The 20304-nt window shown below is 69.3% G+C and carries 20 protein-coding genes and 1 pseudogene; 11 read left to right on the top strand and 10 right to left on the bottom strand.

Features of this window, described 5'->3' with window-relative positions:
- Positions 1 to 104: 104 nt before the first annotated feature.
- The 5 genes from H0H10_RS28235 to H0H10_RS28215 all read right to left on the bottom strand — a co-directional run bounded on the left by H0H10_RS28235 (position 105) and on the right by H0H10_RS28215 (position 4245).
- Positions 105 to 731, bottom strand: a complete 627-nt coding sequence (locus H0H10_RS28235) for a hypothetical protein (RefSeq protein WP_223180556.1) — start codon at positions 729 to 731, stop codon at positions 105 to 107.
- Positions 728 to 2608, bottom strand: coding sequence for an alpha/beta hydrolase (locus H0H10_RS28230; protein WP_188183965.1), 1881 nt, complete (start codon positions 2606 to 2608; stop codon positions 728 to 730). The genes H0H10_RS28235 and H0H10_RS28230 overlap by 4 nt, the downstream gene beginning before the upstream one ends.
- The gene (locus tag H0H10_RS28225) at positions 2605 to 2979 is read right to left on the bottom strand and encodes an amino acid ABC transporter permease (RefSeq protein ID WP_223180555.1); all 375 of its coding nucleotides are present in this window, start codon (positions 2977 to 2979) and stop codon (positions 2605 to 2607) included. Before H0H10_RS28225 ends, H0H10_RS28230 begins: the two co-directional genes overlap by 4 nt.
- A 199-nt stretch (positions 2980 to 3178) precedes the next feature.
- Complete coding sequence (locus H0H10_RS28220; RefSeq protein ID WP_188183963.1) at positions 3179 to 3373, bottom strand: DUF397 domain-containing protein; 195 nt, start codon at positions 3371 to 3373, stop codon at positions 3179 to 3181.
- Positions 3370 to 4245, bottom strand: a complete 876-nt coding sequence (locus H0H10_RS28215; protein WP_188183962.1) for a helix-turn-helix domain-containing protein — start codon at positions 4243 to 4245, stop codon at positions 3370 to 3372. The genes H0H10_RS28220 and H0H10_RS28215 overlap by 4 nt, the downstream gene beginning before the upstream one ends.
- Positions 4246 to 4402: 157 nt before the next feature.
- On the opposite strand from H0H10_RS28215, the gene H0H10_RS28210 reads away from it, so the two are divergent.
- From H0H10_RS28210 to H0H10_RS28160, 11 genes and pseudogenes are all read left to right on the top strand, one after another.
- Complete coding sequence (locus tag H0H10_RS28210) at positions 4403 to 4873, top strand: ATP-binding protein (protein WP_188183961.1); 471 nt, start codon at positions 4403 to 4405, stop codon at positions 4871 to 4873.
- 204 nt (positions 4874 to 5077) lie between these two features.
- Positions 5078 to 5938 carry a helix-turn-helix domain-containing protein gene (locus H0H10_RS28205; protein WP_188183960.1) on the top strand — a complete coding sequence of 287 codons (861 nt, stop codon included), beginning with the start codon at positions 5078 to 5080 and terminating at the stop codon, positions 5936 to 5938.
- Between the two features lie 52 nt (positions 5939 to 5990).
- A complete protein-coding gene (locus H0H10_RS28200) occupies positions 5991 to 6584 on the top strand; it encodes a Uma2 family endonuclease (RefSeq protein ID WP_188183959.1) in 594 nt (197 codons plus the stop codon).
- A gap of 63 nt (positions 6585 to 6647) precedes the next feature.
- A complete protein-coding gene (locus H0H10_RS28195; RefSeq protein ID WP_188183958.1) occupies positions 6648 to 7628 on the top strand; it encodes a LysR family transcriptional regulator in 981 nt (326 codons plus the stop codon).
- Between the two features lie 188 nt (positions 7629 to 7816).
- Positions 7817 to 8263, top strand: coding sequence for a hypothetical protein (locus H0H10_RS28190; protein ID WP_309141918.1), 447 nt, complete (start codon positions 7817 to 7819; stop codon positions 8261 to 8263).
- The gene (locus H0H10_RS28185; RefSeq protein WP_188183956.1) at positions 8260 to 8931 is read left to right on the top strand and encodes a hypothetical protein; all 672 of its coding nucleotides are present in this window, start codon (positions 8260 to 8262) and stop codon (positions 8929 to 8931) included. The genes H0H10_RS28190 and H0H10_RS28185 overlap by 4 nt, the downstream gene beginning before the upstream one ends.
- Complete coding sequence (locus H0H10_RS28180; RefSeq protein WP_188183955.1) at positions 8931 to 10841, top strand: putative T7SS-secreted protein; 1911 nt, start codon at positions 8931 to 8933, stop codon at positions 10839 to 10841. Before H0H10_RS28185 ends, H0H10_RS28180 begins: the two co-directional genes overlap by 1 nt.
- A 487-nt stretch (positions 10842 to 11328) precedes the next feature.
- Positions 11329 to 12348 (top strand): annotated as a pseudogene (locus tag H0H10_RS28175) (ADP-ribosylglycohydrolase family protein); the annotation flags it as partial.
- A gap of 74 nt (positions 12349 to 12422) precedes the next feature.
- Positions 12423 to 13079, top strand: a complete 657-nt coding sequence (locus tag H0H10_RS28170) for a toxin glutamine deamidase domain-containing protein (RefSeq protein ID WP_188183954.1) — start codon at positions 12423 to 12425, stop codon at positions 13077 to 13079.
- A 114-nt stretch (positions 13080 to 13193) separates the two neighbouring features.
- Positions 13194 to 14561, top strand: a complete 1368-nt coding sequence (locus tag H0H10_RS28165) for an alpha-lytic protease prodomain-containing protein (RefSeq protein WP_188183953.1) — start codon at positions 13194 to 13196, stop codon at positions 14559 to 14561.
- Between the two features lie 174 nt (positions 14562 to 14735).
- Complete coding sequence (locus H0H10_RS28160; RefSeq protein WP_188183952.1) at positions 14736 to 15119, top strand: phage holin family protein; 384 nt, start codon at positions 14736 to 14738, stop codon at positions 15117 to 15119.
- A gap of 116 nt (positions 15120 to 15235) precedes the next feature.
- Here H0H10_RS28160 and tuf read toward each other — a convergent pair whose 3' ends face one another.
- From tuf to H0H10_RS28135, 5 genes are all read right to left on the bottom strand, one after another.
- Positions 15236 to 16429 carry an elongation factor Tu gene (tuf, locus tag H0H10_RS28155; RefSeq protein WP_188183951.1) on the bottom strand — a complete coding sequence of 398 codons (1194 nt, stop codon included), beginning with the start codon at positions 16427 to 16429 and terminating at the stop codon, positions 15236 to 15238.
- 156 nt (positions 16430 to 16585) lie between these two features.
- Positions 16586 to 18712 (bottom strand): elongation factor G, encoded by a 2127-nt coding sequence (fusA, locus tag H0H10_RS28150; RefSeq protein WP_188183950.1) that lies wholly within the window; start codon positions 18710 to 18712, stop codon positions 16586 to 16588.
- Between the two features lie 39 nt (positions 18713 to 18751).
- Positions 18752 to 19222 (bottom strand): 30S ribosomal protein S7, encoded by a 471-nt coding sequence (gene rpsG / locus H0H10_RS28145; protein WP_003998848.1) that lies wholly within the window; start codon positions 19220 to 19222, stop codon positions 18752 to 18754.
- Positions 19223 to 19224: 2 nt separating this feature from the next.
- Positions 19225 to 19596 carry a 30S ribosomal protein S12 gene (gene rpsL / locus H0H10_RS28140; protein ID WP_003948652.1) on the bottom strand — a complete coding sequence of 124 codons (372 nt, stop codon included), beginning with the start codon at positions 19594 to 19596 and terminating at the stop codon, positions 19225 to 19227.
- 442 nt (positions 19597 to 20038) lie between these two features.
- A partial coding sequence (locus tag H0H10_RS28135) for a hypothetical protein (protein WP_373566896.1) occupies positions 20039 to 20304 on the bottom strand: 266 nt, incomplete at its 5' end.

Genomic DNA, 20304 nt, shown 5'->3' with positions numbered 1-20304 from the left:
GGTCCGAACTCTTCCCGGTGACCGGACAATACGCCTTTATGATTCCCTCCCCATACGTGCATGACGTCCATGTCCCTCGATTTAGCGACCGGCTCGGCCCGCGTTCAGCCTCCCGCGCCCGGGGAAGGCGAGGACAGCGGGGTGTCGGCCGACCAGAAGTCGGAGTGCGCGTAGGGAAGCCCCTTTCCCGCCGGGGAGTCTGGGTCAATGGGCTCACGCGGCGCCTCCGTGACCTCGGACTCGGTAGCACATGGAGAGGTGACGACGAAGGAAGCCTGGCCCTTGTAGCCGATCTCCAGGCTGACCCGGAATCCCTCGGGGGTAGAGGCGAAGATCGCGGGCATCTCCTTGTTCCTGCGCACGGAGGTGATCTCGTACCCGTTCCTCTTCCATTGGCGCTCGATCACCCCAAGGAAGTTGCCACGCCGATCCTCCGAGATGATCGTCATGACGTACCGCCTCCGGGTGACGGTCTTGGTCCCCACCCCGTCGTTCTTCCGGTCTGTGCAGACCGAGTCGCTGGACGGCCCCCGGGCAGCCTCGACTTCCGGCTTGATCCCGGCCAGGGTGCCGTCGAGGATCTGCTCCGCCCGGTCGGCGGCTTCCTGCAGGTTCACGTTCTTCTCCGGCTTGCTCTGCGTACCGACGCTGTCTTCGTCGATCAGGCCGCAGCCTGATAAGGCAGACGCGGCCAGCACGAACGCCACAGCGCTGAGTGACTGATACTTCATCGGGGCTTCTCCGAAGTGACGAGTTCCGGGTGGCCAGCGACGATAGCCGCCACATTGGCTGCGGACTCGGGGTCGACTTCAGGATTGAAGTAGTTGGAGTGCGCCGGGGTCGGACCCTGCCCATCGATCAATGGCCGCGGGCCGTCGTCGACTTTGATCCGGTGAGCGCCGAAAGTCTCGCTGGACGGATCCTTGCCGAACCAGATGTCGTCGTCGCCCTGGTCGGCGATGTCACCCGCGAGGTATCCAAGCAGCGGACCGCCCCCGCTGAATACTCCTGCCGCGCCAACCTCTTTCTGGGACGGCAGCTGGGTCACCGGGTCGTTGTCAGCCGCACCCACGAACACGTGATCTTTACCTACGCCCAGGTCCTCCGCCTTGTCGACGCCTACACCAGGGCTGCCCAGCAGCACGATGTCATCGGCGCCGGGGATGCCGCCTGCTTCCTGGGTGGCCGCCCCGACCAGTCGGGAACCATAGGAGTGCCCGATCGCCGTCAAGTGCGGGTCCGCGTGGGAGTTCGTGGCGACCAGGCCGTTCATAAAGGAGTTGTAGGCGGGGGCGCCATTCTCTGCCCGCTCAGCGGACATTACCTCCGTGTTCGAGAGCAGGGTTGAGGCGTCCACACCGCCGAGTTGGGGCGGGTCATAGCCGAGCCACACGATGGAAGCGCTCGACGGGTCCTTGTCGCGGGCGCCGATGGCAGTGTCCCGCGCCCGCTTCACATCATTATTGGCAAAGTCGCTGTCGAGAGCCGTGCCGAGCCCGGGGACGTACGCGGAGACGTTCCTTGAGGCGTCCGGGTTACCGAAGGCGACAACAGCGCGGCCCGTGCCTTCATCAGCGAGGCCGAGAAGATACATGGGCGGCTCCTTCGGATCGGTAAGCCGGTTCGCCGCGTTCAGCTCCAGCTGATGCTGGATCTCCTTCAGCCCACCGAGCCGCGCCTCGGCCTGCTCACCTTGCTGGCCCTCCAGCTTGGCGATCAGCAGTTGAAGATTCTCCCGGTTCGCCTCGTCGCGCACCACAGCCGGGATGCCGTCCAGGTTGCCGATGACGTCCGGATAGCTGGCCAGATACTCCTCACGCTGGGTATCGGTCAGGCCGTCCCACCACTCCTTCCGTTGGGCCGGGGACTTGTCGAGCGGAATCTCGTGCCTGAGGAACTCGTACGCGGCTCCACGGACCGCTTGCATGTCCGCTGCCGCGTCCGCCCACGTCTTGGCATCGACCGTCAGCCCGGGTGCGGCCTTCAGCTTGCTCAGGGTCTGACGGTAGCGCTCGTCGGTCTCCCGGGCTTGGCGCAGGGCTCGGGCGATGCGGTCGGCAATCTCCTGTGCCTTGGCGTGGTGCGGGTTGGGGTTGATCAGGCCGGCGGCCTGTTCGCCAGGCTGGTAAAGGCTGCCCTGACCGGGACGGTGCAGCCCGCTGTTGCCTGGGCCGAGCAGGCCATCGCTGCCCGTCGCGCTGCCGCCCGGCACCGGTTCCCCTGTTAGCTGGTTCTTGCCTCCGGCCGGGTAGCTGACGCTACCGTCCTCATGGACCGTATAGGACAGCGCCTCCGCGTCTGCCAGCGCATCCTTCACCGTCTTCTGATAGGGCGCGAGCTCCGCCGACAGGCCGCTCACCGCCGTACGGATCAGCCCGCACTCGGTTCTGATGTAGTCGTAGTTGGCACTCAGCCTCTTGAACCGGCCCACCGCCGCCCTTGCCGATTCGCTCTCCTGCGTCTTTGACAGGGCACCGTCCATGTCCCCGTCGACCCGCTCCTGCGCAGCGTCGGCGTGCCTCGACACAGCCGCCCAACCGTCCGCTGCGTCGTCCAGCTCCGTCAGCTTCAGATCACCGAGCTGCTGCCAGGTCAGTGAGGACGTCACTTGGCGCCACCGCCCTGCTGCACCGGCACCGAGCCGACCTTCGCGGCGATTCCTGCGTCGACCTCGACCAACTCCCTGCCGACGGTACGCAACTTAGGCACCAACGACTCACACTCGTCGCGTAAGGCGCCCAGCCGCTCCTCCCAGGAGGTCAGCACACTCTGCAATTCCGCCAGACTCGCCAAGCCCGACAATCCACCCGCCATGCCGACATGCGCAGTGGTCAGTGTGGTCCTCGTGTTGTTGGTGCTGATCCGTAAGTCATCGGCGGTACCAGCGGCCCGGTTCCACGGCTTGGCAGCGTGTTTCAACCGATCCCCGCTGCCGGAGGAAGCGGTGCCGCCTGCATCAGCGGCCTGGTTCAGTCTCATTCCGGCGGGCTGTCGCCCAGCCGCCGAAGCTTTGAGCTGCTCCCACTCATCCCATGCCATGCGTATCCCCAAGCGTCACGGTACCGACCACATCGGGCACCCACCGTAACCACTTTCACACGATACGCATCAGTCACATCGATCAGCACAGCTGAGTACCCGTACTCATTGACTGGACCGTCCGGAGCGTTACTGCGCCTCACCGGCGCTTCGACGCGTTGGCGACAAAGGCGGTCCAGGCCTTCGGCGTGAGAGCCAGCCGGGGGCCGCAGGTGTGCTTGGAGTCGCGGACGTGGATGGTGTCGGGGGCTATCGCGATCTCGACGCAGGAGTTGCCGTCTGGGCCGTCGCTGTAGCTGCTCTTGAACCAGACCAGTTCGGTCTTGCGGATCATGTTTCTCCCAGCGCTTGCTCGATGAAGGCCAGTGACTCTCGCGGGGTGAGAGCCTGCGCCCGGATCGTTCCATACCGCAGCTCAAGGATCCGGAGCTGTTTCGGGTCGGACGTCGGTCGGCCGTTGAACGCACCGTCCGACCGGCCCACCGCCGTACCGTCGGCGAACTTCAGCACTTCGATCCTGCCGTCCAGCCCGGGATGAGCCCCTGTGCTCGTCGGCATCACCTGAAGCGTGACATTGCGCAACTGGGCCACGCCCAGCAGGTGTTCGAGCTGCTGACGCCACACCATTGTGCCTCCGACCCGTCGACGCAGTGTCGCCTCCTCCAGGACGAAACTGAGGGCCGGTCCGGGAGATCGTTCAAAGATCGACTTCCTGGCCATCCGAGCGGCGACGAGGCTCTCCACCTCCTCTTCCGAGTACGGCGGCTGCCACGCCTCGAACAAGGCTTGCGCATGCTCCGGTGTCTGGAGCAGTCCGTGAATGCTGAGCCCGACATACACCCCGATCTCGACGGCCTTCGCCTCCAGATCGGCCAGCGCCCGCACGCTCTTCGGGTACCGGACCTTCTTCACGTCCTCCCACGTCGCCGCAATCAGCCCGCCCGCGCCCAGGACCTCGTCGGCCCTGTCCAGATACTCCTGCCGGGGAATCCGCTTGCCGGCCTCGACCTTGTATACGAGATCCTCCCCGTACCCGATCGCGGCCCCGAAGTCGGCGGCCCGCATCCCCACCGCCTCCCGGCGCAGCTTCAGCTGCCGTCCGACGGTCGCGATGACGGCGATGCCCCACTCGTCGTCCGGGTCCACCTCCCAGCCCGGCTCGTCCGCCTCGCTCTTGAGCCGGCCCGTCTCCGCCTCGACCGCCATCCCGTGCCCCTCCGTCGTACCGCTGGCTGTGCAGAGTGCGCCCTACCCGTACGCACCGCCCCGACAGCTCCGACACACCGGACAAGCGCCGGACAGTCACTGTACGTACCCGCAGAGTCACTTCTCACGGTAAGCGCACCTCGCCACGCTGAGTGACGTGAACCAGAAATCCGCCGAACTCACGACCCCGGTCCGGAACTTCAGCGTGCAGCTCTCCCCCACTCCGCGCGGCGCCCGCCTCGCCCGGTTGCTCGCGACCGAGCAACTTCGCGACTGGGGGCTCCCGTTGGACCCGGCCCGCCAGATCGTGGCCGAGCTGGCAGTCAACGCGGCGACGCACGGGCGCGTACAGGGGCGCGATTTCCGGCTCATGCTCTACGTCGTCGGCGACGTCCTCCGCATCGAGGTGACCGACACGCGCGGCGACCGGCTCCCCCGGCCGGAACAGCCCGGCCCGGAGACCGAATCCGGCCGTGGCCTGCTGCTCGTCGACGCGCTGGCGGACCGGTGGGGGGTGGCGGAGGGCCGCCTCCCGCGCAAGACCGTCTGGGCCGAACTGCGTCTCACATCACCGGAACCCGTGCCCTCATGCTCCGGTGCTTCGGGCGCTCTGACCAAGGAAAACTGAGAGGAAAAGGACCCCACCAAGCCCCACCCCTCCCGCCCGCGGCGGCGACTCACTCGGGCGGGTGAACATCACCGGCTCGGCTGGATTTCCGAGCCCCCAACTCCCCTACTCTCAGCGCAGACAACCGCACAAAGACATCGGCCCCCGCCGGGACTGCCATCCCGAGGCGAGGGCCTGACCACCAAGGAAGAAGTGAGCTTCCCGATGGGTACCCAAAACCCTAGCGCGCCCTCGCGCGCCCAGTCAGCCGTCGGCGGCAATCCGACCCGTTCGCGTCACCACGGCGGCGGCATCATCCACGAGAACACCCGCCACACCACCCGCTTCGTGGTGATCGGCAACCACCTGGTGCAGCACCCGGAGCTGTCGCTGCTCGCGATCGGGCTCGGCTGCCACATCCAGTCCCTCCCCACCGGCACCCCCACCGACATCAAGTCGCTCGCCGCCCGCTTCAAGGAGGGCGCGACCCGCATCGCCGCGGCCCTGCGTGAGCTGGAGGCCCACGGCTACCTGCGCCGCGAGCGCGTCCGCACCCCCGCCGGGCGCATCGTCACCCGCACGGTCTCCTGCAACCAGCCGGGTGCCACGCGGCACCGCCCGGAGCCCGCCAGGAAACCGCACACCGAGCAGCGCCCGCCCCGCAAGAAGCGCGCCCTGCCCGCCGTACCGCAGCCCTCGTACCCCTCCCCCACCCTCCTCCAACAGGCCACCGACCTCCTCGCCGGCCTGCGCCGCCTCGATCCCCGGCTGCTGCTCTCCGCCTGCGACACCACCCACCTGGCCCCCGGCGTCGCGGCCTGGCTGGAACGCGAAGTCACCCCCACCGCCGTACGCCACGCCCTGACCGCCGACCTGCCACCCGAGGACCTGCGCCGCCCCGCCGCCCTCGTCGCCCACCGCCTGACCGCCCAGCTCCCGCCCCCGCCCCCGTACCGCGCACCGGCCGCACCACCGCCCGTCCTGCACCCGCTCCAGAACTGCGACGGATGCGACCGCGGCATCCGCGCCCCCGAGCCCGGCGCCCGCTGCCGCGACTGCCGGTCCGATCTCCCGGAGGACGCCTAGCATGAACGTGACGATCCTTGCCCGTGGGCACAGACGACGAGGAGCGAGCGCCATGACCATCGCCCCGAACGACGCGCAGCGCGGTGCCTCACGCCTCTACCGGACCATGCGGGACTTCGTTCAGTCGATGGACGACACCCTTCCCGGCAAGTTCGAGATCAGCAAGGAAGGGATCGTTCACGACATGATGTCGCCCGTGAAGCAGCACGAGCTCACCGTGCTGCGTCTCCGGAAACGCCTCGAAAAGGTGATGCCGGAGGAGATCGTCGCCCACACGGGTGAACCGGACGTGGAGGACGTGCCCGAAGGCATCCTGCGGCGTCCCGACGTCATGGTGATCGCCGAAGCGGACATGGAAGGCGACGGAACCTTCGATCCCCGCACCCTCGTGGCCGCCGTCGAGATCACCTCCCGCTCCAACCCCGACAACGACTGGATCGCCAAGCTCCGCGACTACCCCCTGCTCGGCATCCCCGTCTACGCGGTCTTCGACCCCCGCACCGGCACCGGCGCCGTCTTCACCGACATCCACGGCACCCCTGACGGCCCCCGCTACGCCACCCGCAAGGACTTCGTCTACGGCGAGGACGTCACCATCGCCGACTGGACGATCCCGACCCATGACCTCCCGCGCTATCCGGACTGACCAACTGCTACTGGTCTGAACCAACCTCTTGCCCCCGCCCCTCCCCCGTCGCAAGCTCCCCTTATGGAGCTGGAGTTGCGGCATCTCAAGACGGTGCGGGCCATTGCCGAGGCCGGCAGTCTCACCAGGGCGGCGACCGCGCTCGGTCTCGCGCAGCCCGCGCTGAGCGCACAGCTCAAGCGGATCGAACGCGCCCTGGGCGGTGAGCTGTTCGAGCGCGGCCGGCACGGCGTGCGGGCCACCGCGCTGGGCGAACTGGTGCTGGAGCGCAGCCGGATCGTGCTGCCCGCGGTGACCGAGTTGCAGCAGGAGGCGGCGCGGTTCGCCCGGTCTCCGCGGTCGGCGGCGTGCTTCCGGCTGGGCGGCACCCACGGCCCCCTGCTGGGCGCCCTGGTGGACCGGCTGGCGGACGTGGCCCCCGACGCCCGGGTGACGACCTGCACCTCCTGGTCCGAGCGGGAGCTGGCCGGTCTGCTGGCCGAGGGGCGGCTGGACTTCGCGCTCGCCGGGACGTGCGGCTCGGCGGCGCCGCCCGGCGCCGAGGGGCTGGTCTGGCGGGAAGTGGCGGTCGATCCCGTGTTCGTCATGGTGCCCGACGGCCATCCCCTCGCCCACCGTGGCGAGGTGGACCTGACGGAGCTGGCCGGCGAGGAGTGGGCCTGCGTACCCGGCGACGGGTGCTTCGGGGACTGCTTCACCGCGTCCTGCGCCCGCGCCGGCTTCACCCCGCGCCGCATGTACGAGACGGACACCTCCTCCCTCGTGCACCTGGTTGAGGTCGGCCGGGCGGTCGGGCTGTGCCGGGCGACGTTCCCGACGATGCCGGGGATCGTGACCCGCCCGCTCACCGGCACTCCGCTGTCCTGGCGGCATCTGCTCGGCTGGCATGCCGGGACGCAGCCCCGGGACACCGCCGCCACCGTCCTCGCGCAGGCACGCATGGCCCACGCGGGCGTGGCGGCGCGCAGTGACAGCTACACCGAGTGGCTGGCGGCGCACCGCGACACGGACGCCGCTCCGGCCGGGCTCCCGGGCGGCTTGTGAGACCGATGTATCGGTCTTGTGCGTGACCCAAGGGGTCGATGGGGCTGCATGTAAAGCAGTGGCAAGTGATGTGCCAGGGTAGTGCGGTGACAGATTCCGGGGGTGGCACGGGGGTGCCGGTACGGCGCTCCCGACTTGCCGAGTACGCAGAGATGACCGAGCGGCCGCCAGGCGCTTCACGCCGGCCGGTGGCCGCCGAGGGGGCCGAGGCGCCCGCCCGGGCGGAGGCGAACGAGGCCGCCGAGCCCACCGACGCGGAAGTGGCCGCCCGGCGCCGGGAGTTCGCCGCGTTGCTGGAGACCTTCCGCGACACGGCGGTACTGGTGCCGCTCCGGGACGGCGGATGGCTCACCGCCGACTTCGGCGGCGTGCGCTGGATCCTGGCCTTCACCGACGAGTCGGCCCTGGCCCGGTACGCGCTGGCCCGTGACGAGGCCGACCGGGAATGGCCGTATCAGGCCGTGCTCGGGGCGCGGCTGCTGGACGTGGCGGTGCCGGAGGCCGGCGTGCCGTGCGGTGTGGCCGTGGACGTGGCCGACGGCACCGAGCGCGCGGTCCTGTTTCCGCCGGCGTCGGGTGTGGTCCCCGACGCCTTCGCAGTGGATCGGGTGCGGCAGGGGGGTGCGCCTCGGTGACGGCAGGCGGCAACGGCAACGGCAACGACCTGGCGGCGATCGGTCTCGACGAGATCGCCAAGGGGCTCACTCTCGCGCTGGGCGAGCTGAAGGAACTCGGCATGGTCGGCGAGGCCGGCGTGGGCCGCGGCTTCGGCGATGTCGCGCTGTCCGGTCTCGAACTGGGCGCGGAAGGGCTCACGAGCACCTTCGGCTCGTTCTGCGAGCGGTGGGAGTGGGGCGTCCGCTCCCTGATCAACGAGGGCAACGGCTTCGCGCTCAAGACCGGCCTCGCGGCCGGCACGTTCTACGAGACCGACCAGTACGTCGAAGGCGCCCTGAAGGTCGGCGCGAACTCCCTGATGGGCAACCCGTACGCCTCGGAGGAGGAGATCACCGGCAAGGACTGGGGCGAGGTCCTGTCGAACAACGTGGTCACCCAGGTCCGCGACGCCGACTGGAGCAAGGAGTCCTTCGAGCAGGCGTGGGAGAACAGCGCCCAGGGCTGGCGTGACGCGGGCCGGGACGTGATGACCTCCGAGAGCATGGGCCTGCCGGGGCTGGGGCCCGAGCGCGTACGGGAATCCCTCGGCATCAGCGACGCCCAGTACGAGCAGGCGCTCGACGAGACCTTCGGCCCCTCCCCCGAGGAGCGCGCCCGTATGCAGGGCGGCGGGGGTGAGGGCTGATGGGCGTCCTCGACGACATCGGCAGCGGCCTCGGCAAGCTGAAGGACGGCCTCAACGACGGCCTGTCGGCCATCGAGGACGGCGTCGACGCGGGCAAGAAGGTCCTCGGCGAGGGCATCGACTGGGGCACCGACCGGCTCGGTGACGGCCTGGACAAGGTCGGCCTGGAGGACGCCGCGGACGCCGTGGAGGACTGGGGCGACGACGTCGCCTCCGACCTCGGCGCCACCCCGGGCGAGCAGCAGCTCGGCGAGACCGAGGAGGCCAACGAGCTCGTCCACGGCAACCCCGAGAAGATCCGGACCAGCGCCAAGCACCTGCGGGACTTCTCCACCGCGTTCGACAAGGTCGGCTCGGGGATGAAGAAGGTGGACTCGGCAAGCTGGCGGGGCCGGGCCGGTGACACCTTCCGCGAGAAGTTCGGAGTCCACCCCGGCAAGTGGCTCCAGGCCGCCGACGCCTGCGAGACCGCCGCGGGGGCGCTGGAGTCGTACGCGGGCACCGTGAAGTGGGCGCAGCAGCAGGCGCAGGAGGCCGTCGAGCTGTACAAGCGGGGCAAGCGCGCGTCCGAGCAGGCCGTCGGGGAGTACAACAAGCAGGTCGACGCGTACAACGCCAAGGTCAGAGCGGGTCAGGACCCCGGCCCGACGCCCGGGCCGTTCCACGACCCCGGCAAGGAGACGATCCGGCAGGCGCGGGACAAGCTCGCCGAGGCCCGCAAGCAGCGCAACACCGCCGCCTCCGACGCCGAGGCGAGCATCAGGAAGGCCCTGGCCCACGCCCCGGCGGAGCCGCCGCCGCTGGAACGCATAGGCAACAACCTCGTCGACGGCTTCATGGCGGGGAACCTCGAACTCACCCACGTCGTGGGCGGCGTGGTCAAGGGCACGGCCGGACTGGTCAACTTCGTCCGCGGCCTCAACCCCGTGGACCCCTACAACCTGACCCACCCGGCCCAGTACCTGCAGAACGTCTCGATGACCCTCTCCGGGCTGGTGTCCACCGTGGCCCACCCCGAGCGGGCGTTGCAGGCGGCGGTGGACGGCTTCAAGAAGGACCCCTCCGAGTTCATCGGCCGCCTCATCCCCGAGCTGATCGGCACCAAGGGCGCGGGCCTGGCCCGCGGTGGTCTGCGGCTCGCGGTGAAGGAGGGCGTGGAGACCGGCGCGCGGAACGGGCTGCGGGAAGGCGTCGAGGCCGGGGCCCGCACCCAGACGCCGGGCAGCGGGTTCTCGTACCGGCCGCACGTCCCGGACGACGTGTGGGACGGGCTCAGCCTTGAGCAGCGGCACCAGGTCGCGGCCGCGGAACTGGAGCAGGGTGCGCGGTCCTTCGCCGACCCGGATGCGGCGATTGCTTATGGCAGGGACAACTGGAACCAGTACGTGGACGAGCTGTCCCCGGAGGCGCGCCAAGCGCTTCGGGACTACACGGGTGAGCCGCCCTACACGGGAGCTCCCGGCTACGCGACCTATCAGGAGATCAACGGTTACCTACGGGGCGAGCCGAAATACGGCACTCCAGAAGTGCTCAACAACATCCGCCAAATAGACGGTGCACTGGCTGGGAGGCCGCTCCCGGAGGATGTCATGGTCGTCCGGGGAACCGGCGTCCGCCATATCGACTTCGATGACGTCGACGACCTGGTGGGCCGGACGATCTCCGACCCCGGCTACTCGTCGACATCACTGGGCAACCACCCAGTGCCGAGTTTCGAAGGCAAGGACGCTGTCCTGCGGCTGCGGGTCCCGGAGGGAACGCATGCAACGTGGGTGGAAAAGGTCAGCGACTTCGGCGTCACCGAGCGGGAACTGTTGCTCGGGCGTGGCACGAGCTACAAAGTGACGCGTGCCTTTTACGACGACAAGGGTCAACTGCAGATCTACGGCGAGGTACTGCCGCGTGATTGACTGACTGCATGACCGAGACGGGTCGCCCGAGGCAAAGGGCGTTGCCAGTAACCAGATGAGGAAAGACGCAACCCGCATGAGTTCCGAACACCCCGGCCGCCCGGTCAACCCTCGGTTCGCCGAGGACATGGGCCTCGTCGTGTCGGGAGGGCCCCCGCGCTACGCCCGTCACACCGGCCGGCCCGTCCAGTACGTGGCGATCGCCGACACCGAAGACCAGGTCATCGCTTACGTGTGGATCAACGACGAGGACGAGGCCGGGGGCGTGCGGCCACGCCTCGCTGCGGGGTACAAGGCCGCCAACGAAGCGGGGGTCTGGGGGAGGCGCATGCGCGACGCCAAGGAACGGGGTCTCAGGCCCAGTGAGGCCCTGGCCGAGTTGCTGGCGACGCCGTCGACGAGCCCGAGGAGTCACGTCGTGGTGGACTCCCTGGCCCGGGCCGAAAGCCTCGCCGTCCTCGACGACCTCGCCGGGCGCGAGTGGACATTGGACACCGTCAAGAGCGGAGCAACGGCGGCAATCTTCGGCCTCGCCATCGGTGACGCCCTGGGCTACCCCACCGAGTTCCTGGACATCGCCCAGCTCACCAGCCGGTACGGCTCCTGGCGCCAGTTGGAGCTGCCCGTCCGCTCCGGCGTCGCCCGGGTCTCGGACGACACCCAGATGACGCTGGCCGTGATCGAGGCGCTGGCGGACGTCGCGGACCACGGCGTCTCCTCCCTCACGGCCGCCACGATCGAGCCCGCCCTGCGCGCCCGCTTCGTCGAGTGGCTTCACTCGCCCGACAACAACCGCGCTCCGGGCCGCACCTGCCTGGACGCGTGCGCGGCCCTGGAACGCGGCGTGCCCTGGCAGGAGGCCACCGTGATGGCCTCGAAGGGGTGCGGGGCGAACATGCGCGTGGCGCCCGTCGGTCTGCTGCCGGGGCTGACGGCTCAGCAGCGCGCCGGTACCGCCCAGTTGCAGGCCGCGCTGACCCACGGCCACCCCACGGCGCTCGCGGCCAGCGACCTGACCGCCCACGCCGTGTGGCTGCTGACGCACAACTGCCACCCCTCCGAGCTACTGGCGCGCCTGCGCCACTACGGGCGGGCCGCGCGCCGGACGTACCACGGGGACTGGCTCGGCGACCTGGCGCAGCGGGCGGGTGCGAGCGACCCCGCCGACTTCATCGCCCACGGCTGGGATGAAACCCTCGCGGCGCTCGACAGGATCTCCGCCGCTCTCGACCGTCCCGACCCGGAGCGCGACCCCTGCGAGGTGGCCGGTGCCGGCTGGATCGCCGAGGAAGCCCTGGCCGCCGCCCTCTACTGCTTCCTCCTCTTCCCCGACGAGCCGGTGGCGGTGGTGCAGCGGGCGGCGTTCTCCTCGGGGGACTCCGACTCCGTCGCGGCGCTGGCCGGAGCGTTCGCCGGGGCGTGGATCGGCGGCCCGTCCTGGCCCGCCGACTGGGTACGCGCCCTCGAGTACCACGACCGGGTGCGCCCCCTCGTCGGCCCCTGGGACGCGGGCAACCCGCAGAGTTACCGAGGCACGCCGGGCGCGCAGCAGAGGCACCGGGGCACTCCGGGCCGTCGCGCATGATCCGCCCGGTACGGCTGGCCACCGACTGGCTCCAGCAGACCTACAACGGCCTGGTGGAGCCGGCCGTCCCCGAGGTCGTGCACGAGACGTCCGCGGCGTGGCTGCTGAGCTGCCGGTCCGTGGCGCAGCCCGGGTTCCCGCGCACGCCCATGCTGGCGGCGTCGGTCGTCGTGCCCAGGTACGGCGGTCTGCCCTTCCACCCGGCTCCCAGCGCTCCGCTGGACGACCTGAAACCCGCCCCGACCTGGGAGCAGGCCGACCGCCTGGTGTCCCAGCCGCACCGACTCAACGTCCGCGGCCGGGTCGTCGCCCTGCACCACCGGATCGACGGAACGCCCGTGACCCCGCTGCCCTGGAAGCCCGACCACGAAGCCCCGGGGTGGTGGGGCAGGCTGGCCCGGCGCTACTTCCCGGAGTTCACGCGGACCCCGGTCGAGGACTGGGACGACGTCACGCGCGCGGTCGGCGAGGCGGGGCCCGACGCGCGGGGCCTGGTCTGGGTCCGTCGCGAGATCGGCGGCCAGGAGATCTCCGGCAATCTCCTCTACGCGCACCACGTCGACGGCCGGGTCGTCTTCCTCGATCCGATGACCGACTCGCCGGCCACGCTGGAGACCACCGGCGTCCGGGAGTTGCGCCTCCTGCGCTCCTGAACGCGGGACCGCGTCCGTTCCATAACGCCGGGGAGAGGGTCAACCGACGTCTTACGCACGCCGGTTGGCCCTTCCTACGGTTTCGGCACCCCACCGAAACCGAGGAGATCCCCCATGCTCCAGCGACACACCAGGGCCAGAGCCGCGGGCGCCGCGCTCGCGGCGACGGCCGCCCTGCTCGTGGCCGGGCTCAGCGGCTACGCGAGCGCCGGGCCGGCCGCCGCCGCGCCCACTCCGACCGCCGCCGAATCCCTCCGCACCGACGCCGCCCCGCCCGCCCTGCTCGCCGCCATGCAGCGCGACCTCGGGCTGGACCGGACGCAGGCCGAGCGGCGGCTGGCGAACGAGGCGGAGGCCGGTGCGACCGCGGGCCGCCTGCGCGCCGCGCTCGGCGGCGACTTCGCGGGCGCGTGGGTGCGCGGCGCCGAGTCCGGCACGCTGACCGTGGCGACGACGGACGCCGATGACATACGGGCGATCGAGGCCCGGGGCGCCGAGGCGCAGGTCGTGCGGCACTCGCTCGCCGAGCTGGACGCGGCCAAGGCCCGCCTGGACCGGGCGGCCGGTGAGCTGAACACCGCCGACACGCCGGTCTGGTACGTCGACGTGCGCACCAACGCGGTCGTCGTCAAGGCCGTACGCGCGTCCGCGGCCCGGTCCCTGCTGAAGGCCGCCGGTGTCGACGCCTCCCTCGTCCGCACCGAGCGGACGACCGAGCGGCCCCGCCCGCTGTACGACCTGCGCGGCGGCGAGGCGTACTACATCAACAACAGCGGGCGCTGCTCGATCGGTTTCCCCGTCACCAAGGGCACCCAGCAGGGCTTCGCCACCGCCGGTCACTGCGGGCGGACCGGCGCCTCCACCAGCGGCCACAACCGGGTCGCCCAGGGCACCTTCCAGGGGTCGGTCTTCCCCGGCCGGGACATGGCGTGGGTGGCCACCAACTCCAGCTGGACGGCGACCCCGTACGTCAAGGGCGCCGGCGGCCAGAACGTGCAGGTCACCGGGTCGACGCAGGCCACGGTCGGCGCCTCCGTGTGCCGCTCCGGTTCCACCACCGGCTGGCACTGCGGCACCATCCAGCAGCTCAACACCAGCGTGACCTACCCCGAGGGCACCATCAGCGGCGTCACCCGGACCACGGTGTGCGCGGAGCCCGGCGACTCGGGCGGCTCGTACATCTCCGGCAGCCAGGCGCAGGGCGTCACCTCGGGCGGTTCGGGCAACTGCAGCAGCGGCGGGGAGACCTTCTTCCAGCCCATCAACCCGCTCCTGCAGAACTACGGCCTCACCCTCAAGACGACCGACGACGGCGGCGGCCCCGAGGAGCCCCCGCCCGGCGGCACCTGGGCGGTCGGCACCGTCTACCAGCCGGGCGACACGGTGACGTACGGCGGCGCCACCTACCGCTGCCTCCAGGGCCACCAGGCGCAGACGGGCTGGGAGCCGCCGAACGTGCCGGCGCTCTGGCAGCGCGTCTGACCGACCGAGACGGCGGCCGGCTGAGACGGCAGCCGACCGAGACGACGGGGACTGATACGACGGGGGACGCGAGCGGGCGGGGCCGGGCGGATCGTGGGACGCCCGGTCCCGCCCGCATGTCCCTGCCTGCGGCAGAGGCTTGTCAGCCCGGCGGCCGAACGTCATGATCCCGCCATGTACAAGCGAAGACGTGTGCTGGGCACCTATCTGGGCGTGGCCGTCGCCACCGTCCTGCTCTCCGGCATCACCCCGATACTCGACTCGCCGCCCTGGGAAGTGGTCCTGGCCGGCGCTGTCTTCCTCATCGCGAACCAGCTGATCTACAGCTATCCGCGCGCCATCAGAAGCGCCCCGCCGATCATGCTGCTCATCCTCGGCGCCATCGGGGTCGTTCAGGACACGCTGCTGTGGCTGCTCGTCTCCTGGCTCGGCTCCCGGATGGACTACGGCCTCCACGTCGACGGCTTCCTCACCGCCGTGCTCGGCGGCGTCGTCGTCCGCGCGACCGTCCTGCTCCTCATGGCGGTGGGACCGCAGCCGGCAGCCGAGACCTCGTAGCCGTCCCCCACGAACAGCGAAGGGGCCCGCACGACCGAAGTCGTGCGGGCCCCTTCAGGCCATTGGCCTGGCCTTACGGCCAGATCAGGTCAGCCGACCCGACAAGCAAGCGGAACTTACTTGTTGATCTTGGTGACCTGGCCGGCGCCCACGGTCCGGCCACCCTCACGGATGGCGAACTTCAGGCCCTCCTCCATGGCGACGGGCTGGATGAGCTCCACCTTCATCTCGGTGTTGTCACCCGGCATGACCATCTCGGTGCCCTCGGGGAGGGTCACGACGCCGGTCACGTCCGTCGTACGGAAGTAGAACTGCGGGCGGTAGTTGTTGAAGAACGGGGTGTGGCGGCCACCCTCGTCCTTCGACAGGATGTAGGCCTGGGCCTCGAACTCCGTGTGCGGGGTGACGGTGCCCGGCTTGATGATGACCTGGCCGCGCTCGACGTCCTCGCGCTTGATGCCGCGGAGCAGCAGACCGACGTTCTCACCGGCCTGACCCTCGTCCAGCAGCTTACGGAACATCTCGATGCCCGTAACCGTGGTCTTGGTCTTCTCCTGCTTGATGCCGATGATCTCGACTTCCTCGTTCACCTTGAGCACACCGCGCTCGATACGGCCGGTGACGACCGTACCGCGACCGGTGATGGTGAAGACGTCCTCGATCGGCATGAGGAACGGCTTGTCGACGTCGCGCTCCGGCTCCGGGATCGACTCGTCGACGGCCTTCATCAGGTTGAGGACGGAGTCCACCCACTCCTTCTCGCCCTCAAGGGCCTTCAGAGCGGAGACCTTGACGACCGGAACGTCGTCGCCGGGGAACTCGTACTCGGAGAGGAGCTCACGGACCTCGAGCTCGACGAGCTCCAGGATCTCCTCGTCGTCCACCATGTCGGCCTTGTTCAGGGCGACGACGATGTACGGAACGCCGACCTGGCGGGCCAGGAGCACGTGCTCCTTGGTCTGCGGCATCGGGCCGTCGGTCGCGGCGACCACCAGGATCGCGCCGTCCATCTGGGCGGCACCGGTGATCATGTTCTTGATGTAGTCCGCGTGACCCGGGCAGTCGACGTGGGCGTAGTGACGCGCCTCGGTCTGGTACTCGACGTGCGCGATGGAGATGGTGATACCGCGCTGGCGCTCCTCGGGAGCCTTGTCGATGTTGTCGAACGGGGTGGCCTCGTTCAGCTCCGGGTACGCGTCGTGCAGCACCTTGGTAATGGCGGCCGTGAGGGTCGTCTTACCGTGGTCGATGTGACCGATGGTGCCGATGTTGACGTGCGGCTTAGTCCGCTCGAACTTCGCCTTCGCCACTGGGGTCCTCCTGTGGAGTGGTTCTGAACGCCTTGCTTCATCGGCGCCAGGTGATCTTTGCTGTCAAAACCCGGGGCCCGGGGCAAACACCCGCGTTTGCGGTTGTTTGCCCCTCAAGGCTCCGGAGTCAAGCCTACGGCGTGGACGCGAGGTCCGTTACTCGCCCTTGGCCTTCGCGATGATCTCCTCGGCGACGTTCCGCGGAACCTCGGCGTAGGAGTCGAACTGCATCGAGTAGCTTGCGCGACCCGACGTCTTGCTGCGGAGGTCGCCGACGTAGCCGAACATCTCCGACAGGGGCACGAGGCCCTTCACGACGCGGGCACCAGCCCGCTCCTCCATGGCCTGGATCTGGCCACGGCGGGAGTTGATGTCGCCGATGACGTCACCCATGTAGTCCTCGGGCGTGGTGACCTCGACGGCCATCATCGGCTCCAGGAGCACGGGCGAAGCCTTGCGCGCGGCCTCCTTGAAGGCCTGCGAACCGGCGATCTTGAACGCGAGCTCGGAGGAGTCCACCTCGTGGTAGGCACCGTCGAGCAGCGTCACGCGGACACCGGTCATCTCGTAACCGGCGAGGATGCCGAACTGCATGGCCTCCTGCGCACCGGCGTCGACCGAAGGGATGTACTCCTTCGGAACGCGGCCACCGGTCACCTTGTTGACGAACTCGTACGAGGCGTCGCCGCCCTCGATCGGCTCGATCGCGATGATGACGCGGGCGAACTGGCCGGTACCACCCGTCTGCTTCTTGTGGGTGAACTCGACCTTCTCGACCGACTTGCGGATGGTCTCGCGGTACGCGACCTGCGGCTTGCCGACGTTGGCCTCGACCTTGAACTCACGGCGCATGCGGTCGACCAGCACCTCGAGGTGCAGCTCGCCCATACCGCCGATGATGGTCTGGCCGGTCTCCTCGTCCGAGTGGACCTGGAAGGACGGGTCCTCCTCGGCCAGGCGCTGGATCGCGACGCCGAGCTTCTCCTGGTCACCCTTCGACTTGGGCTCGATGGCGACCTGGATGACCGGGGCCGGGAAGTCCATGGACTCCAGGATCACCGGGCTCTTGTCGTCGGACAGCGTCTCACCGGTGGTGGTCTGCTTCAGACCCATCACGGCGACGATGTCGCCGGCGCCCACCGACTCGATCTCCTCACGCTTGTTGGCGTGCATGCGGTAGATCTTGCCGATGCGCTCCTTCTTGCCCTTGACGGAGTTCAGCACCTGGGTGCCGGACTCCAGGCGACCGGAGTACACGCGGACGAAGGTGAGCTTGCCGAGGTGCGGGTCGCTCATGATCTTGAACGCGAGCGCGGCGAGGGGCTCCTCGTCCGACGGCTTGCGCGCGACGACCTTCTCCGCGTCCTTCGGGTCGTGGCCCTCGATGGCCTCGACGTCGAGGGGGGAGGGCAGGTAGCGCACGACCGCGTCGAGCAGGGGCTGGACGCCCTTGTTCTTGAAGGCGGTACCGCAGAACACCGGGGTGACGGTGGTGCCCTGGCCCTTGCCGGAGGCGATGGTGATACGGCGGATCGCCGCGTACAGCTGCTCCTCGGAGGGCTCCTGGCCCTCGAGGTACAGCTCCATCAGCTCCTCGTCGTTCTCGGCGACGGCCTCGAGCAGCTTGCCGCGCCACTCCTCGGCGGCCTCGGTGTGCGTGGCCGGGATGTCGACGGTGTCGTACATCTCGCCCTTGGCCGCGTCGGCCGACCAGATCAGCGCCTTCATCTTCACCAGGTCGACGACGCCCTGGAAGTCCGCCTCGGCGCCGATCGGCAGCTGCATGACCAGCGGCTGCGCGCCCAGACGGTCGGAGATCATGTCGACACAGCGGTGGAACTCGGCACCGGTGCGGTCCAGCTTGTTGACGAAGCAGATACGCGGAACGCCGTAGCGGTCCGCCTGACGCCACACCGTCTCGGACTGCGGCTCGACGCCGGCGACGCCGTCGAACACCGTCACGGCACCGTCGAGCACGCGCAGGGAGCGCTCCACCTCGACGGTGAAGTCGACGTGGCCCGGGGTGTCGATGATGTTGATGGTGTGGTCGACGTTCTCCAGCGGCCAGTGACAGGTGGTGGCAGCAGAGGTGATCGTGATGCCACGCTCCTGCTCCTGCTCCATCCAGTCCATGGTGGCAGCGCCGTCGTGGACCTCACCGATCTTGTACGAAACGCCGGTGTAGAACAGGATCCGCTCGGTGGTGGTCGTCTTGCCCGCGTCGATGTGGGCCATGATCCCGATGTTGCGGACCCTGGCCAGGTCAAGCGAAGTGGTAGCCATAAGGCTTCAGTCTTCTCTCGGTTCTCGAAGGGGTTCCGACTACCAGCGGTAGTGCGCGAAGGCCTTGTTGGACTCGGCCATCTTGTGCGTGTCCTCGCGCTTCTTCACAGCGGCACCGAGGCCGTTGGAGGCGTCGAGGAGCTCGTTGAGCAGACGCTCGGTCATGGTCTTCTCGCGACGGGCGCGGGAGTAACCGACCAGCCAGCGCAGCGCCAGGGTGTTGGCACGGCCGGGCTTGACCTCGACCGGGACCTGGTAGGTGGCGCCACCGACACGGCGGGACTTGACCTCGAGGGTCGGCTTGATGTTCTCGAGAGCGCGCTTCAGCGTGATGACCGGGTCGTTGCCGGTCTTCTCGCGCAGGCCCTCCATGGCGCCGTAGACGATGCGCTCGGCGGTGGAGCGCTTGCCGTTCAGCAGCACCTTGTTGATCAGGGAGGTCACCAGAGGAGAACCGTAGACCGGGTCGATGATGACCGGGCGCTTCGGGGCGGGGCCCTTACGAGGCATTCTTACTTCTCCTTCTTGGCGCCGTAACGGCTGCGGGCCTGCTTGCGGTTCTTGACACCCTGGGTGTCGAGGGAGCCACGGATGATCTTGTAGCGAACACCCGGCAGGTCCTTCACACGGCCGCCGCGCACGAGCACGATGGAGTGCTCCTGCAGGTTGTGTCCCTCACCCGGAATGTAAGCGGTGACCTCGATGCCGCTGGTCAGACGCACACGCGCGACCTTACGCAGGGCCGAGTTCGGCTTCTTCGGGGTGGTCGTGAACACACGCGTGCAGACGCCGCGACGCTGAGGGGAACCCTCGAGTGCGGGCGTCTTGTTCTTCTCGACCTTGTCCTGCCGGCCCTTGCGGACCAGCTGCTGGATCGTAGGCACTACTTCTCCGGTTTCTGTGTGCCGATGGGTACAGCTAACCTGGAACGTCGCCGACCCACGCGGTCGGGTGTGTCGAATCCCGCAGACTCCCGCCGCAAGGCGAAAAGGGCGCAGATTACGGTGGCCGGTCACGACCCCGTGTGCGGTTGAAGGCACGCACGAGGGCCAGGGCACACCCCAGGCACAAGGTCTGAGCGTACCCATCGCATTCGCTTCGGTCAAAAGAAATGGGCGGGACCGGCAGGGGCGACCAACATGTACCGGTTTGCCCTACTCAAGCTGAGGGCCCCGCGGGACGGCCGGGCTCCCCCCGACTCCGCGCACCGCCCCCACGCTACGCCCACCACGCCGGCCCTGCACGCCCACCCCGCACCGCGACCCGCTGTGCGGTTCGCGCTGGGCATGGTGTCGGGGGCGTGCCCCGTGTGGCCCATCCGTATGGTCAGCGCCGCGGAATCGGCGTCCGCGACCGCTCCGTGCGAAGCGCCTCCGCCGAGGCCCTGTCCGCCGATGGGTCGGCGGCGCGTACGACCGCCTCGCCCGCCACCTCCTCCGAAGCGCCCGCGGCGATCCCGGCCGCTGCGGCCGACGACACCTGCCGGACGGCGCTGGCGGCGCGTACGACCGCCTCGCCCGCCACCTCCTCCGGCGCACCGGCCGCGGCGACCCCAGCGGCTGCCGACGACGACACATGCCCGGCGGCGTCCT

This window comes from Streptomyces griseicoloratus, from assembly GCF_014534645.1.
GTDB lineage: Bacteria > Actinomycetota > Actinomycetes > Streptomycetales > Streptomycetaceae > Streptomyces > Streptomyces griseicoloratus.
The sequence above is the reverse complement of the archived record's forward strand: the minus strand, read 5'-3'. Positions and strand labels throughout refer to the sequence as shown.